The 14,330-nt window shown below is 59.7% G+C and carries 15 protein-coding genes; 9 read left to right on the top strand and 6 right to left on the bottom strand.

The window, feature by feature from the left end:
• Positions 1-52 precede the first annotated feature (52 nt).
• On the top strand, positions 53-562 hold the full coding sequence (locus HFP51_RS12240; protein WP_176876006.1) for a hypothetical protein: 510 nt from the start codon (positions 53-55) through the stop codon (positions 560-562).
• A gap of 277 nt (positions 563-839) precedes the next feature.
• Here HFP51_RS12240 and HFP51_RS12245 read toward each other — a convergent pair whose 3' ends face one another.
• Positions 840-2,255, bottom strand: coding sequence for an MATE family efflux transporter (locus HFP51_RS12245; protein ID WP_176876007.1), 1,416 nt, complete (start codon positions 2,253-2,255; stop codon positions 840-842).
• Positions 2,256-2,462: 207 nt separating this feature from the next.
• Between HFP51_RS12245 and HFP51_RS12250 the strand changes: the two genes are divergently transcribed.
• Positions 2,463-3,050: a 2OG-Fe(II) oxygenase gene (locus tag HFP51_RS12250; protein ID WP_176876008.1), complete on the top strand. Its 588-nt coding sequence runs from the start codon at positions 2,463-2,465 to the stop codon at positions 3,048-3,050.
• A gap of 14 nt (positions 3,051-3,064) precedes the next feature.
• Here the strand turns inward: HFP51_RS12250 and HFP51_RS12255 are convergent, their stop codons facing one another.
• The 4 genes from HFP51_RS12255 to HFP51_RS12270 all read right to left on the bottom strand — a co-directional run bounded on the left by HFP51_RS12255 (position 3,065) and on the right by HFP51_RS12270 (position 7,020).
• A complete protein-coding gene (locus HFP51_RS12255; RefSeq protein WP_176876009.1) occupies positions 3,065-4,081 on the bottom strand; it encodes a polyprenyl synthetase family protein in 1,017 nt (338 codons plus the stop codon).
• Positions 4,082-4,137: 56 nt separating this feature from the next.
• A complete protein-coding gene (locus tag HFP51_RS12260; protein WP_176876010.1) occupies positions 4,138-5,472 on the bottom strand; it encodes a cytochrome P450 in 1,335 nt (444 codons plus the stop codon).
• A gap of 120 nt (positions 5,473-5,592) precedes the next feature.
• Positions 5,593-6,471 carry a TauD/TfdA family dioxygenase gene (locus tag HFP51_RS12265; protein ID WP_176876011.1) on the bottom strand — a complete coding sequence of 293 codons (879 nt, stop codon included), beginning with the start codon at positions 6,469-6,471 and terminating at the stop codon, positions 5,593-5,595.
• A 96-nt stretch (positions 6,472-6,567) separates the two neighbouring features.
• Positions 6,568-7,020, bottom strand: coding sequence for a hypothetical protein (locus tag HFP51_RS12270; protein ID WP_176876012.1), 453 nt, complete (start codon positions 7,018-7,020; stop codon positions 6,568-6,570).
• Positions 7,021-7,175: 155 nt separating this feature from the next.
• Here HFP51_RS12270 and HFP51_RS12275 point away from each other — a divergent pair, with 155 nt between their 5' ends.
• From HFP51_RS12275 to HFP51_RS12285, 3 genes are all read left to right on the top strand, one after another.
• On the top strand, positions 7,176-7,304 hold the full coding sequence (locus HFP51_RS12275; protein WP_176876013.1) for an entericidin A/B family lipoprotein: 129 nt from the start codon (positions 7,176-7,178) through the stop codon (positions 7,302-7,304).
• Between the two features lie 93 nt (positions 7,305-7,397).
• On the top strand, positions 7,398-8,744 hold the full coding sequence (locus tag HFP51_RS12280) for an amidohydrolase (RefSeq protein WP_176876014.1): 1,347 nt from the start codon (positions 7,398-7,400) through the stop codon (positions 8,742-8,744).
• Between the two features lie 118 nt (positions 8,745-8,862).
• Positions 8,863-9,852, top strand: a complete 990-nt coding sequence (locus tag HFP51_RS12285) for an NADP-dependent oxidoreductase (protein ID WP_176876015.1) — start codon at positions 8,863-8,865, stop codon at positions 9,850-9,852.
• Positions 9,853-9,886: 34 nt separating this feature from the next.
• Here HFP51_RS12285 and HFP51_RS12290 read toward each other — a convergent pair whose 3' ends face one another.
• Positions 9,887-10,786 (bottom strand): neutral zinc metallopeptidase, encoded by a 900-nt coding sequence (locus tag HFP51_RS12290; RefSeq protein WP_176876016.1) that lies wholly within the window; start codon positions 10,784-10,786, stop codon positions 9,887-9,889.
• Between the two features lie 176 nt (positions 10,787-10,962).
• Between HFP51_RS12290 and HFP51_RS12295 the strand changes: the two genes are divergently transcribed.
• From HFP51_RS12295 to HFP51_RS12310, 4 genes are read left to right on the top strand one after another with little or no spacing between them, the layout of a single operon-like run.
• Positions 10,963-11,748: a 3-hydroxybutyrate dehydrogenase gene (locus tag HFP51_RS12295; protein ID WP_176876017.1), complete on the top strand. Its 786-nt coding sequence runs from the start codon at positions 10,963-10,965 to the stop codon at positions 11,746-11,748.
• Between the two features lie 41 nt (positions 11,749-11,789).
• Positions 11,790-12,446, top strand: a complete 657-nt coding sequence (locus HFP51_RS12300) for a DUF4893 domain-containing protein (protein ID WP_176876018.1) — start codon at positions 11,790-11,792, stop codon at positions 12,444-12,446.
• Positions 12,447-12,478: 32 nt separating this feature from the next.
• On the top strand, positions 12,479-12,931 hold the full coding sequence (locus tag HFP51_RS12305; protein WP_176876019.1) for a hypothetical protein: 453 nt from the start codon (positions 12,479-12,481) through the stop codon (positions 12,929-12,931).
• A 54-nt stretch (positions 12,932-12,985) separates the two neighbouring features.
• Positions 12,986-14,308 carry an amidohydrolase gene (locus HFP51_RS12310; protein ID WP_176876020.1) on the top strand — a complete coding sequence of 441 codons (1,323 nt, stop codon included), beginning with the start codon at positions 12,986-12,988 and terminating at the stop codon, positions 14,306-14,308.
• Positions 14,309-14,330 lie beyond the last annotated feature (22 nt).

Here is a 14,330-nt window from a genome sequence, read left to right on the forward strand (position 1 = left end):
TAATAATTTCGTGCCATGCGCGCGCTTTGCTGATCTTTCGGAGCGCACAAAGATGACGAAACCTTTCCTGGTCCCACTATGTGTGGCGACACTGCTGGCGGCATGCGGCGGCGAAGCGGGCGATGCGGACATCGCCGAGCCGGGCACGCTAACCCTGACGCCGGGAGCCTGGGCGGCCAATGACAGTGAGGCTGGCTATGCCAATGAGGATGGCCAGCGCCTTGCAACCCTTCGCTGCCATCCAGCCACCCAAGAACTGATCCTCGAAATGCCGGGCGGCTTTGCCGATGGTGCGCGCGCGGCGATGCTTATCCGGGCGGGTGATTTCATGCATGGTGTCGAGCCGGTGGAAGTGCGCGCAAGTGACGCGGGTCCGGTCCGCATCGCGCCCATGCCGATCGACGGCCCGATCAGCCAGGCGATCATCGACTTCCCCGTCCCGCTGACAATCGAAACCGATGGAGCCGAACCCTTGATGATCGAAGGGGATGCCGTGCTGCAGGGCTTTGTTGCGCTATGTGCGGAAGCGACCGAGAGTGGTGGCGCGGAGCCCGGGCAATAAAAAAGCCGCAGGTGGGATCCCCGCGGCGAGCAAAAGAAGATCGCTCAAATAAAAATGAAAAACAAGGGTTGATCCACGAGTCGCAATGATTCACACCTGCATATGAGTTCAACAATGCGAAAGGAGGTGATCCGATGTCTCATGGTTCAGTAAAGAGGTCGGTTCAGTCGTTTCGGAGGATGCGGGGCTAACACCCCGCCTGAGTTCTCCGGCCGGCACTCCGGCCGCTGACCATGTTTAGGGCTGCCAGGCATTGCGCCTGGCGGCCTTTTTCATGTCAGTCGTCTGTACCCGGAGTTGGCGCATAATCGGCCAGCCCGAGCCGTTCGCGCCGCATCCAGCGGGCCGTCAGCAATATTGCAGCAACGCCAAGGCCAGCAGCAAGGCCAATCCAGATGCCGATACCGTCATAGCCTGCATAAAAGCCAAGGCCGACCGCAACGCCGATACCGACGACCCAATAGCCAAAACCGGCATAGAGCATCGGCCAGCGCGTATCCTGTAACCCGCGCAACACGCCGGCACCCACCGCCTGGATACCGTCGGCCAGCTGGAACATCGCGGCGATGAACAGGAAACTCACGGCGAGATCGAACACCCGGCTGCCCGGCCCGACGCCCTCTTCCATGAACAATCCGACGAGCGGCCCGGGAATTACGATCATGATCAGCGCCAGCAGGACCGCCGCACCCACGCCCAGGCCATACGCAACGAGGCCAGCAAGGCGGATGCCTTCGCGATCTTCGCGGCCATAATAATAACCAACCCGCACTGTCGCGGCTTGGGACAGGCCGAGCGGGATCATGAAGGCGACGGCGGCAATCTGCAGCGCGATCGCATGCGCGGCAACGGACTCGCGATCGATCAGTCCCATCAGGAAGATCGCCGCGCTGAAGATTGTGACTTCGAGCGTCAGCATGATTGCGATCGGAACGCCAAGCTTGGTGATGTGCCACAGCCGCGGCCAGTCGCTGCGCCAGAAATTGGCGAGCAAGCGATAGCGGCGGAAGGGCTTCAGCCCGGTTGTCACAAAAATCATGCCGAGCATCAGCACCGTGTTCGACATCAGGCTCGCGATCGCCGCGCCCTCCAGCCCGAGCTCGGGGAAGGGACCAGGCCCGAAGATCAACAACCAATCGGCAATGATGTTGAAGCCGACACCAATAATCGTGACGATCACGCCCCAGATCGGCCGTTCAAGCGCCGTCACATAGAGCCGCAACACGACGAAGATAAGAAAGGGCAGGATGCCCCACATGATAATCCGGTTATATATGGCGGCTTGGGCGGATATCCCCGGATCCTGGCCGAACAGCAGCATCACCGCCTCGGTATTCCAGATGACAGCCCAGATCGGGATGCAGACCATCACCGACAGCCAGATCGCCTGGCGTACGGTTCGCCGGGAATCACGCACCGGATGGACGCGCTTGCCGCGCGCGGCCGCGATCAGCGGGGAAGCCGCCATGACAATGCCGATGGCGAACATGGCAAAGGCAAAATAGAGATTTACGCCCAGTGCGGACGCGGCGAGCGCATCGACATCATAGCGGCCAAGCATGATAACGTCGGTGGTGGTAATCGCGTTCTGCGCGAAGTTCCCGAGTATTAACGGTAGGGCGAGCGCAAGGGTGGCGCGAATCTCCGCGCGCAAGGGCGTGCTAGGGCCATCAAGGGCGATCTTGGTTGCCATTTGGGCACGGTTAGAGGCGACTCACGCAGTTCATAAGAGCGGGTCGTGTAGCGCGATTGGCGCAATTTGCGAAGGCCATTGCTGCACAGACGCAACACTGCACGCAACAATTGTATCCTTTACGCAACAAGTTGCGACCGGAGGTTTCCCCCTTGCCTATACAGTGCGACATCTGTTTAGTTCGCTCGAAAGGGGGGAAGTATCGATATGCTGAGCGCGCGGGCACTGGCCGGTAAAACCATCGGTGTAAAAGAGGATTTTGTGTCTGTTGGCGAGCGGCAGGAGTTGCTGGACTATGTTCGATCTCCACACGCAGCCTGGGACAAGAATCTTCCGCCCAATGACGTATGGTATGGTCGCAAGATCGATCCGCCGGCAATGCCCGACAATGTTCGCACATTGATGGCTGACATTCGCAATCGCGCGATCGCGACGATCAAGGCGGACTATGAAATCACCGATACGGTCTATGCAGATACCCTGCAGCTTGTCCGCTGGCGGCCGGGAGACCAGCAAGCACCGCATGCCGATTGCGAGGAGCCGGACGGTCGCCCCAATCAGTTTCCGTGGCGTGCCTTTGCCTCGATTATCTATCTGAATGAGGATTTCGAAGGCGGGCAGATCCATTTCCCGAACCTGTTCTATCAGCCTGAGATAAAGGCCGGCATGCTGACCTATTTTCCGTCCAGCGCGAAATATCTCCACGGTGTGAAACCGGTGACCGCCGGCCTGCGCTTCACGCATAGCTGCTTCTACACGGGCAATAAATTTCGCGGTGACGGGGAAGCGTTCTAGCCCCGGCGGGTTCGCTAATAGGCCCGCGCTACGGCAAATTCGACAGCTTCGGTGAGCGCCGTCTTGGCCTGGCTCTGGGCAAATGGCCCCAGCGCATCGATCGCGCGTTGGCCGTAATGGCGCGCGCGCGCCATCGTATCGGCGATCGTATTATGGTGGATCAACAGATCCTTGGCATGGGCGAGATCGTCATCGCTGACCCGGCGGCCTTCAATGGCATCGCGCCAGAATTGCTTGTCTTCGTCTGAGCCCCGCGCATAGGCGAGGATCACGGGCAGCGTGACTTTGCCGTCGCGGAAATCATCGCCGACATCCTTGCCCATGGTTTCTTCGTCCGAAACATAATCAATCGCATCGTCGACCAGCTGGAACGCGATACCAAGATTGCGGCCATAGGCGTCAAGCGCCTGTTCGACCTCCTCATCACGTTCGGCGACGACCGCTGCGATCCGGCAGGCTGCCGCAAACAGCGCGGCGGTCTTCGCACCGATAATATCGAGATAGCGATCTTCGCCGGTATCGATCCGCCGCTGGGCGGTGAGCTGATTGACCTCGCCCTCGGCAATCACGGCCGATGCGTTGGACAGGATCTTGAGCACCTTGAGGCTGCCATCCTCAACCATCAACTCGAAAGAACGCGAGAACAGGAAATCGCCGACCAACACGCTGGCGGGATTGCCCCAGATTACATTGGCGGTCTTCTTGCCGCGCCGCTGGTCGGAAACATCCACGACATCGTCATGCAGCAAGGTCGCGGTATGGATGAACTCAACACAGGCGGCGAGCTTGTGATGCCGATCGCCCGGATAATCGAGCAGCTTTGCGCAGGCCAAGGTCAGCATCGGCCGCATGCGTTTTCCACCGCCGGCAATCAAATGCCCGGCGAGTTCCGGGATCAGCGGCACTTCGGACCGCATGCGATCCAGAATGACGTGATTCACCCGGTCGAGATCGGACGCCACAAGCGCGATCATCGGATCGAGCGAGGGCGGCGAAGCATCGCCACGGATCGGAGTAACGGTAGCGCTCATATCGGGCGGCTGTTTGGGCGGATTCCTGCCGAAAGGCAAGGGAAACGGCCCGAGCCTTATGCTTTGAAGCTCACCGGAAGTTCGGTGATGGCGTGCACGAAATTGTTCGGCGCGCAGACCATCTCGCCATCCATATGCATGTCCGGGAAACGAACCAACAACTGGCGATAGGCGGCTTCAAGCTGCATCAGCGCGATCTGACGGCCAAGGCACACATGTTTGCCAAAGCCAAAGGCGAGATTTTTCGCTGCATTGGCGCGCTCGATATCGAATGTGTGCGGGTTTTCGAACATGGCCGGATCACGGTTCGCCGCGCCATACCACATGACAACCTTTTCGCCGGCGGCAAGAGCCTGGCCGCCAACTTCGGTATCCTCCATCACGGTGCGCTTCATATGGATCACCGGGCTCACAAGGCGCACGGCTTCCTGGATGGCATTGGGCAGGCGATCCAGATCTTCGACCAATTTGGCTTTCTGGTCCGGATTTTCGGTGAGCAGTTTCATCATCCCGGAGATCGAATTGCGGGTGGTGTCATTGCCGGCAATGAAGATCAGTTCCCAGGCACCATAGAGATACATTTCGGGCATCTGGTCGCCATCGACCACGGCATTGGCGATCGCGCTCATCAGATCTTCGCGCGGTTCTTCCTGGCGCTTGCGGATCTCATGCATGCCATAATCGAAAAATTCGCGGACCCGGTCTTCCCAGCCATTATAGACACCGATCATTTCCGGGGTCGGCTGCAACAGGCCTTCGCGGATCGCACCAAAATAGGGCGCCATCTCGAGATCCGTCATCCACTGCACAAGCCGCGGACGATCGGCCTGGTCTACGCCCAGCAGTTCGGCGAGCGTGAAGAGCGGCAGCTGCGCGGCAAACTCATCGACGAGATTGCAATGCGGCGCCTTGGCAGCGAGATCGTCGAGCAATTCGCCGACTTTGACGTCCACCTTTTCCTTCAGCTTGGCGATATAGCCGGGCGTGAAGAAAGGCATGTGCTGGCGGCGCAGCTCGAGATGCGATTCTCCGTCGAGTGCGATCATATTGTCGAGCGCGGCCGGCGATAGCAGCGGATGCATATTGTCCGGATCGCCATAGGAAATATTCACCCCGCCCTTCTGGCTGGAGAAGAGTTCCGGCTTCTTGGAGATGGTTTTCACATCAGCATAGCGGCTGAATGTCCAATAGCCCGGCTCCTTCTCCATCGGCTCGTCCTGCCAATAGATCGGTGCCTTTTCGAGCAGCTCGGCATAGCCGTCGATCGGCTGGCCTTTGCGGAACAGGTCGATATCCGACAGATTGACGATCTCGCCGACATCGTAGACCGGATTATTGCGCGGCCCTGTCCAGTCCACGCGGCTATACTGTTCGTGATTAAGCTCGAGCATCGGGCGATTTCCTTCGGTCCATTATCTCTGGAGTGGAGACAATGTGTAACCGACCCTTACGTTCACGTTAAGGGCAATTTTCGAAGATCCGCTCCGGATGCGGCGGATTATCGTTATGCGCTATTCGGCGTCGGGACGATAATAGGGGCGATCGCCCTTGATCGTCGCACGCTCCATGATGCGCACCTGCGGGAAATAGTCGGACACCGCATTATGCTGGCAGGCGCGATTGTCCCAAAAGGCGATCGAACCGGCCTCCCATTTGAAGCGGCACTGATATTCGGGATTGGCGGCCTGCGCATAAAGATGGCGGAGGAGGTCGCTGCTCTCTTCGGAAGAGAGCCCCTTAATGTGGCTCGTAAAGCCGTTATTGACGTAGATTCCCGGCTCGCCGGTTTCAGGATGGGTCCGGATTACCGGATGCTCAACCGGCGGATATTTGTCGTGCAATTCCTCAGGTGCCTTGCCGAGCCGGCGCGCAAAGACGCGGGCAATGTCATGCACGGCGGTCAGCCCGACCACGAATTCGCGCATCTTGTCGGACAGCCCCATGAACGCCGCATGCATGTCGGAGAAGAGCGTATCGCCGCCCACGTCCGGTACTTCGATGGCACGCAGGATCGAACCGAGCGAGGGTTCTTCGCGCCATGTGACATCGCTGTGCCAATTATTCTCCTGGCCCTTCGATTTCGGGCCGTGCGCGATGCGCAGAACTTCCGGGTTCTCCTGATCCTTGGGCGTGGCCGGATGGATTTCGAGCTCGCCGAACATCCGGGCAAAGGCCAGATGCTGTTCCTGGGTGATATGCTGGTCACGGAAAAAGATTACGCGATGATCGAGCAATGCCTGGCGGATTGCCGGAATCGCATCGCCAATGTCCGGCGCGCCAAGATCGATATCGAGCAGCTCGGCACCGATCGTCGGTGTCAGCGGGCGCAGCGTAAAGGGCAGCGCATCTGTGCTGGGTGCAGTTTCAATTGCAGAATCAATATCGGCCATGGCGTCGGGAATCCTCTCTCGATTTTTCTCGAAAGATGCGCTGATTCCGGAGTGAGGGCAAGGTCGGCGGATCGCCACCATGCCATCTGCGTCCGGTTATTGGGCGATGTGGTTCACCGCCTGCCGGGCCCCGGTCAGGGAAAATTCGACAATGTAGAAGCTGCCATCGGTCAAGCCGTTGGCTACGCTTACCGTGCCGCCTTGCGTAAAAATGTCAGTCAATGGCCCGTCATAGCGGGTTGTCCAGATCAGCGCGTCTTTCGTATCGTTGCAGGTGAAGGACGCGCCAAAAACGCCGGCATCGGCATTGAGCAGCATATCGGCTTCGTCTCCGGCTGTGCAGTTTGGCCCGGCCAGGTCGATAAACATCAGGCATTGGGCATCATCGCAGATGATACCAAATGATGAGCCATCCTGATTTTCGGTTCCGGCGATCGACACATCGCCTGAATGTTCAGTGGCCCAATCGCCAAAGCTGGAAGTTTGTGCCTGCGCGCCCGATGCCAAGACCAATGCTGCGGCCATGCTGGCCAGCCCGATGATTTTCATAATGCCCCCTATGTATGGCGCAACGCTATGCGACCTATGGGCGTTCGGCAAGCTGTCACGCTTGTCAGTGTGCAATCATTGGAACATTTTCGGTCTTCGCGCGCTTTGACTCTGGCTGCGCGCGGGGCGCGGCCGTGCATTTTTGGAGTATCACCATGAAATTTGTCGCAATTTTTGCTGCGGCCATCGCGCTCGTCGCTGCCACCACGGCGTGCAACACGATTGAGGGAATTGGCCAGGATATCGAATCCGTCGGTGAGACGGTGGCCGAGGAAGCACGCTAGCTGAGGCCCATGGGGCGGTTCTCGATCCCAATTTGATCCCTTGCGCAGCTCGGCCTATCGATAGGCCAACCAAATGCTTTCAGGGGATACCAAATGCGCACTTCGATTCTGGCGCTCGCCGCGACTCTTGCCTTTGCTGCCACGCCTGCCGCGGCCCAGACCGACATCGCCGCTGAGGTAGAGGCCGATTACAGCGCATTTCTCGAAGAGCTATTCCTCGATTTCCATCGCAATCCCGAGCTCAGCTATATGGAAACGCGGACGGCCGGCATCATCGCCGCCCAGTTGCGCGAAACCGGTGCCGAGGTAACCGAAGGCGTTGGCGGGACCGGTGTTGTCGGGATCATGCGGAATGGCGAGGGGCCGACCGTATTGGTGCGCGCGGATATGGATGGCCTGCCGGTCGCCGAAGATAGCGGGCTCGATTATGCGTCGACCGCCCGTCAGGTCGGCATTGATGGTGTGGAAGCACCGGTCATGCATGCCTGCGGCCATGACGTGCATATCACCGCGTTGATCGGCACTGCTCGGCAGCTCGCCCGGCTGCGCGATAGCTGGAACGGCACCATCGTGTTCATTGCGCAACCGGCCGAAGAACGGATTGGCGGCGCGCGCGCGATGATGGAAGACGGCCTTTATGAGCGCTTCCCAAGGCCCGAATATGCACTCGCTTTTCATGTGACCTCCGCGCTCCCCACCGGAACGATTGCGATGCAGCCCGGGCTCGTTGCCTCCTCTTCGGACAGTGTCGACATCACCGTCCATGGCGTTGGCGCGCATGGGGCCTATCCGCATATGGGCATCGACCCGATTGTGATGGGCGCACAGATCATCACGAGCTTACAGACTTTGGTCAGCCGCACAGTTTCGCCGCTCGATCCGGCGGTCGTCACGGTCGGTGCGTTCCAGGGGGGCATCAAGCACAATATCATTCCCGATCGCGCGACCATGCAGCTGACGGTGCGCTCGAACGAACAATCGGTGCGCGAGACATTGCTCGAAGGCATTGCCCGCATTGCCGAGAATGTGGGGCGCATGAACAATCTACCCGATGATCTGTTGCCCGAGGTTGAAGTGTCGACAGAATCAACCCCGCCGACCATCAATGATGTCGAACTGTCCAACCGCCTGCGCGGAGTCTTCACCGGCAATTTTGGCGATGGCGTGGTGCTTGAACCGATGGAGCAGACTGGCATGGGCGCAGAGGATTTCGCCTATTTCGTCCAGCCCGATACCGGTGTCCGGGGCGCCTATTTCAGCGTCGGCGGAACCCCGCAATCGGCCTTTGATGCAGCAGCAGCCGGCGGCCCACCGATCCCGTCACACCATAGCCCCTTCTTCCGCGTCGAACCGGAGCCGTCCGTGCGGCTTGGCACCGAAGCGATGATTGTCGCGGTGCTCGATCTCCTCGCACCGGGATCGGGCGAAGCGGACGATTAGGCGAGAGAGTACGGGTTGCCACCCAAGAAATTCTATTCAGGTTATTTCTGACAAGCCGAATTCTTTCGTGCTAGCCCAGTTGCATTCCAAAACCTGATTCGATCTTTAGGAGACTCACATGGCCCGCGCCTGGCACCTCAAATCCCGTCCCGAAGCAATGCCTGCCCCTGAGAATTTTGAGCTCAAGGAATTTGATCCGGGCGCGATGGGCGATGGCATGATCCGGGTGAAGAATAGCTGGCTGACTGTCGATCCCTATATGCGGGGCCGGATGCGCGATGTGAAAAGCTATGTCCCGCCATTCCAGATCGATGCCCCGCTTGAAGGCGGCGCGATCGGTGAGGTCATTGAAAGCCAGGCCGATGGATTTGCCGTGGGTGACATGGTGAACCACGGCGCTGGCTGGCGCGACGAAGCGGTTATCGATGCCTCGACTGCGCAGAAGTTGCCGGAGCTTGGCGTCCCGGCGCAATCTTTCCTCGGCTATCTCGGCATGCCGGGCATGACCGCCTATTTCGGCTTGCTCGAAATCGGCCAGGCCAAGGAAGGCGACACCGTATTCGTGTCGGGCGCCGCCGGCGCTGTGGGCTCGACCGTGATCCAGATTGCCAAGGCCAAGGGCATGAAAGCAATTGGCTCGGCTGGTGGTGCAGATAAATGCGAATGGGTGAAATCGCTCGGCGCGGATGACTGCATTGACTATAAATCCGACGGCGATCTGCTCCACAAGATGATGGACGCGATGCCGAACGGCCTTGATGTCTATTTTGACAATGTCGGCGGCGAGCATCTCGATTGCGCCTTTGCGGTCGCCAACCCGGGCGCGCGCTTTGCCGAATGCGGCATGATCTCGGGCTATAACAGTACCGATCCGATGGAGTTCCGCTACATCATGAACCTGATCGGCAAGGGCATCATGATGAAAGGCTTCATCGTCACCCAGTTCATGGCCCGGGCCGCCGAATTCTATCAGGATATGGGTGCGATGGTCGCCGACGGAAAACTGGAATCCCAGGAAACCGTCCATGACGGCATTGAGAGCCAGGTCGATGCCTTTATCGGCCTGTTCACCGGCGGCAATACCGGCAAGATGCTGGTGAAGGTTTAACTCCTTCTCCCATCAAGGGAGAAGGAAAGCCCCGCTAAAGCCGGTTCGCCGAGAAGGTATCGCAGGCACTTGGATCCCCTTGCTCCAGCCCGCGGCGCAGCCAGCGCATGCGCTGCTCCGATGTGCCATGGGTGAAGCTTTCAGGAACCGTATAGCCCTGGGCCTGCCGCTGTAGCGTGTCGTCGCCAATCGCATTGGCGGCGCGCATGCCTTCTTCCATATCGCCCGGTTCCATCCGGTTGCGATTACGCGCGGCCCAGACGCCGGCATAGCAATCCGCCTCCAGCTCCATGCGCACCTGCAAGGCATTGCCCTCTTCCGAGCTCACCCGCTGTTGCTGCGAACGCACCTCACGGGCCCGGCCGGTGATATATTGGATATGATGGCCAACCTCATGGGCGATCACATAGGCTTGGGCGAAATCGCCACCGGCGCCCATGTCACTCTCCATCTGCTGGAAAAAGCTGGTGTCGAGATAAATGCCCTGGTCCGCCGGACAGTAGAACGGCCCCATCGATGCTTGCGCTGCGCCGCAGCCTGAGCGGGTACCGGCTTGATAGAAATGGAGCGTCGGCGGATCATATTGCGATCCATTTTGCCGGAACAGGCCGGTCCATGTCTGTTCGGTCGAGGTGAGGACGCGGCAGGCAAAGAGTTCCGCCTCGGTATCGCAGGCCTGTTGGGCACCCGCGCTCTGCTCGGTCGCCGGGCCCGGCGCGACTTCGCCGAGTTGCAGCCCGCCGCCGGAGAATAGGAAATAGCCGATGATTGCGATGATGATCAGCGTGCCAAGCCCCATTCGCCGCCCCAACAGCATCGGCAGCAAACCGAGCAGCCCGCCAAGACCGCCACCGCCCATGCCGCGGCCGGATCGACCACCGCCACGGCCATGATCGCGTGTGTTCCGGCTCGGATCCAGATCGTCGAGACGCATTGTGATTCCCTCCCACGGTTGATCGGATAATGCGCGAGCCGCGTGCCGGTTGCAATCGCGCTCCATGACCGACGATCGAATTGCGATGCACGTCTTTTGCCTTTTTCGGTTGCAACGGCGTGGCTGCGCCTCAACAAGCTGTCTCGAAACCGCGATTACAGCATGGAGATTCGTCGATGTTCCTGACAGGCAAAACCGCCATTGTAACTGGATCCACTTCGGGGATCGGCCTCGCCTATGCAAAGGCGCTCGCGGCCGAGGGTGCCAATGTCATGATGAACGGCTTTGGCGATGCCGATGAGATCGAGGCGGAACGCGTTGCGCTTGAAACGGCTTCCGGAGCCAAGGCCGTTTATTCCGACGCCGATATGACGGACCCGGCCGCGATTGAGGCGATGGTGGCCCATTGCGCCGAGGAGCTCGGCACGCCGGACATCGCAATTGCCAATGCCGGGGTTCAGCATGTCGCACCGATCGAGGAATTTCCGGTCGAGAAATGGGACCAACTCATTGCAATCAACCTCTCATCGGCCTGGCACCTGACCCGGCTGGTTGTCGGCGGCATGAAGGAAAAGGGCTGGGGCCGCATCATCTATACCGCGTCCGCTCATTCGATGGTCGCGAGCCCGTTCAAATCGGCTTATAACGCTTCGAAATTCGGTCTGGGCGGGATCGCCAAAACCGTCGCGCTCGAGGCGGCCCAGGATGGCGTAACCGTCAATTGCATCAGCCCCGGCTATGTCTGGACACCGCTCGTCGAAAAGCAGATTCCCGACACAATGGCCGCGCGCGGCATGACGCGGGACGAGGTGATCAACGATGTGCTGCTCGCCGCGCTACCGACCAAGAAATTCGTCATGCCCGAAGAAATAGCGAGCTTTGCGCTCTATCTGTGCCGCGACGAAGCCGCGCAGATTACCGGCGCAAACCTGTCGATGGATGGCGGCTGGACGGCGCAATAGGCGGCTGGCGACATCGCCAAGGATAGGATAGGCTGCTGCGCATGACGGGGCGAGCACATGCAATATTCACCGCGATAACAGCGGCTTTGTTGGTGTCGTCCTGCGCCTATACGACCGGCGTGACCGGCACCGAGGCCGGCGCCGATCCCAATCAGGACCTGCCGACCTTTTGGCGGTCAATCGCGACATTGGATGATCGTAGCCGGATTTCGACCTGGCGGCGGGCCTTTCGGGAAGGCGTTGCCGATGCGGCGGCCAGCGGCCATGCGAATGAAGTGGCTGCCGCAGGGGTGCTCTTGCAACCCGATGGTGGCCTTGCCGATCCGCGTCCGCCGGCTGGCTATTATCGCTGCCGCTTCATCAAGCTCGGATCGCAGGGCAGCGTGCCCCTATCCTATGTCGCCTATCCCTGGTTCCGCTGCCAGATCGAAGACCAGGGCGATACGCTTCGTTTCACCAAACTCACCGGGTCGCAGCGACCGCTGGGCACCTTCTATCCGGAAAATCGCTTACGGATGATCTTTCTCGGGGTGCTCGTGCTTGGCGATGAAAGCCGGGCCCATGTCTATGGCCGCGATGCGAGCCGGGATATGGCGGGTACGCTCGAACGGATCGGCGATGCCCGCTGGCGGATTGTGCTACCCTATCCGCGCTTTGAGTCGCTGGTCGACGTGATTGAACTGGTGCCGGAGGCGTAACGGGACGCGGATCTGTCGAGGGGAATTGGATTGTGGCTGTATCAGTGATCGAGGGGACAATCGAAGAAGTTGATGAGGGCCGCTCTCCGCCGCTTGGCAAAGCCACCATCTACAAACGCGTTACCTGGAATCCGGGAACTCAAAGCGAATATCGAAGATTTATAGTCGACCGATCGACCAATCCCTATATCGAACCGGGCATGACGGGCCGTTTCTATACCTGCTCCAACTTTGACCAGCGCGGGATCTATGGCTTTCGCGGCGCTGATGGCGAGAGCCATTTTGCCTGGCCGGGTGGCGGGACCTTGTTGTGGAAAATCGCGCTCGGCACCGGCATCTTATGGTCGGGTTTAACACTGGCGACGGAGGGGGATATTCCGATCCTGGCGCTGATCATAATGGCAGTCGGAATTGTCGCGCTTGTTGTGAATGCACGGAATCGCAAGGCCGGAGAAGAATTGTTCAATGCAGATTTGGACGGCTGACACTTTCCTCGATACACACCCCATCCAACCCGACTGAATTTCACGGAGAGACCCATGCGCCGCTTGCTCTATGCCCTTCCCCTGCTTTTCGCGTCACCAGCCTATGCCGATGAGCTGAGCGATGCCGTTGCGGCAGACATACCCGAGCTGATGGAGCTCTATCGTCATCTCCATGCCAATCCGGAACTTTCCTTCCAGGAAGATGATACTGCCGCGCATCTCGCGGCAATCGCCGAAGAGCTTGGCTTTGAGGTGACGACCGGAGTGGGCGGCCATGGCGTTGTTGCGGTAATGGAAAATGGACCCGGCCCGGTCTTGCTGCTGCGCGCGGATATGGATGGTTTGCCGGTCGAAGAGCAGACAGGGCTTGAATTTGCGAGCACCGTGGTCGCGACCACCGATGAAGGCATTGAATCGCATGTCATGCATGCCTGTGGCCATGATACGCATATGACCGCCTGGGTCGGTGCGGTGCGCCAGTTGGTGGCGCGGCGCGGCGATTGGTCGGGCACGCTTGTCGCCATTCTCCAGCCCGCCGAGGAACGCGGCGCAGGCGCGCGCATGATGCTCGAAGATGGCTTGTATGAGCGCTTCCCGCGTCCCGATTATGCGCTGACCTTTCATGATTCCGCCTCGGCTCCGGCCGGGACGATCGGTGTCGTGCCCGGCTTTGCCATGGCCAATGTCGATAGCGTTGATATCCATGTGCGTGGCGTTGGCGGCCATGGCGCCTATCCGCATACGACCCGCGATCCGATCGTGCTGGGCTCCCGGATCGTCGGCGCGTTGCAGACGCTGGTCAGCCGCGAGGTTGATCCGCAACAGCCCGCCGTGGTGACGGTTGGCAGTTTCCGAGCCGGTTCCAAGCATAATATCATTTCGGACGAAGCGAACCTGCTCCTCACGGTGCGCAGCTATACCGATGAAGTGCGCGAGCAATTGCTCTCGGGGATTGAGCGGATTTCGCGGGCCGAAGGCATGGTCGCCGGGCTGCCCGAAGAATTGCTGCCCGAAGTCACGCGGCGCAACGAATATACACCGGCGGTCTATAATACGCTCGAACTGTCCGGAGAGCTGATGGCGCTGTGGCGCGGTCGGTTCGGCGAAGATCGCGTGCTCGAAGGTGAGCCGGTGATGGGGGGCGAAGATTTCAGCCGCTATTATCGGGCCGATCGCGAAAATATCCAAAGCGTCTTGTTCTGGGTTGGCGGTGTGCCGATCGATCGCTGGGAAGCCGCACAAAGGGGCGAGATTGACCTGCCGTCGCTGCACAGCGCCTATTGGGCGCCGGATGCCGAGGCGGTGATCACCACTGCGACCGAGGCTTTGGTGATGGCAGCGCTCGATATTCTCGCACCAGAGGCGAGCGCGGACTGAAGCGGCCGGCAGAGTCTCGCTC

Source organism: Parasphingopyxis sp. CP4, from assembly GCF_013378055.1.
Lineage (GTDB): Bacteria > Pseudomonadota > Alphaproteobacteria > Sphingomonadales > Sphingomonadaceae > Parasphingopyxis.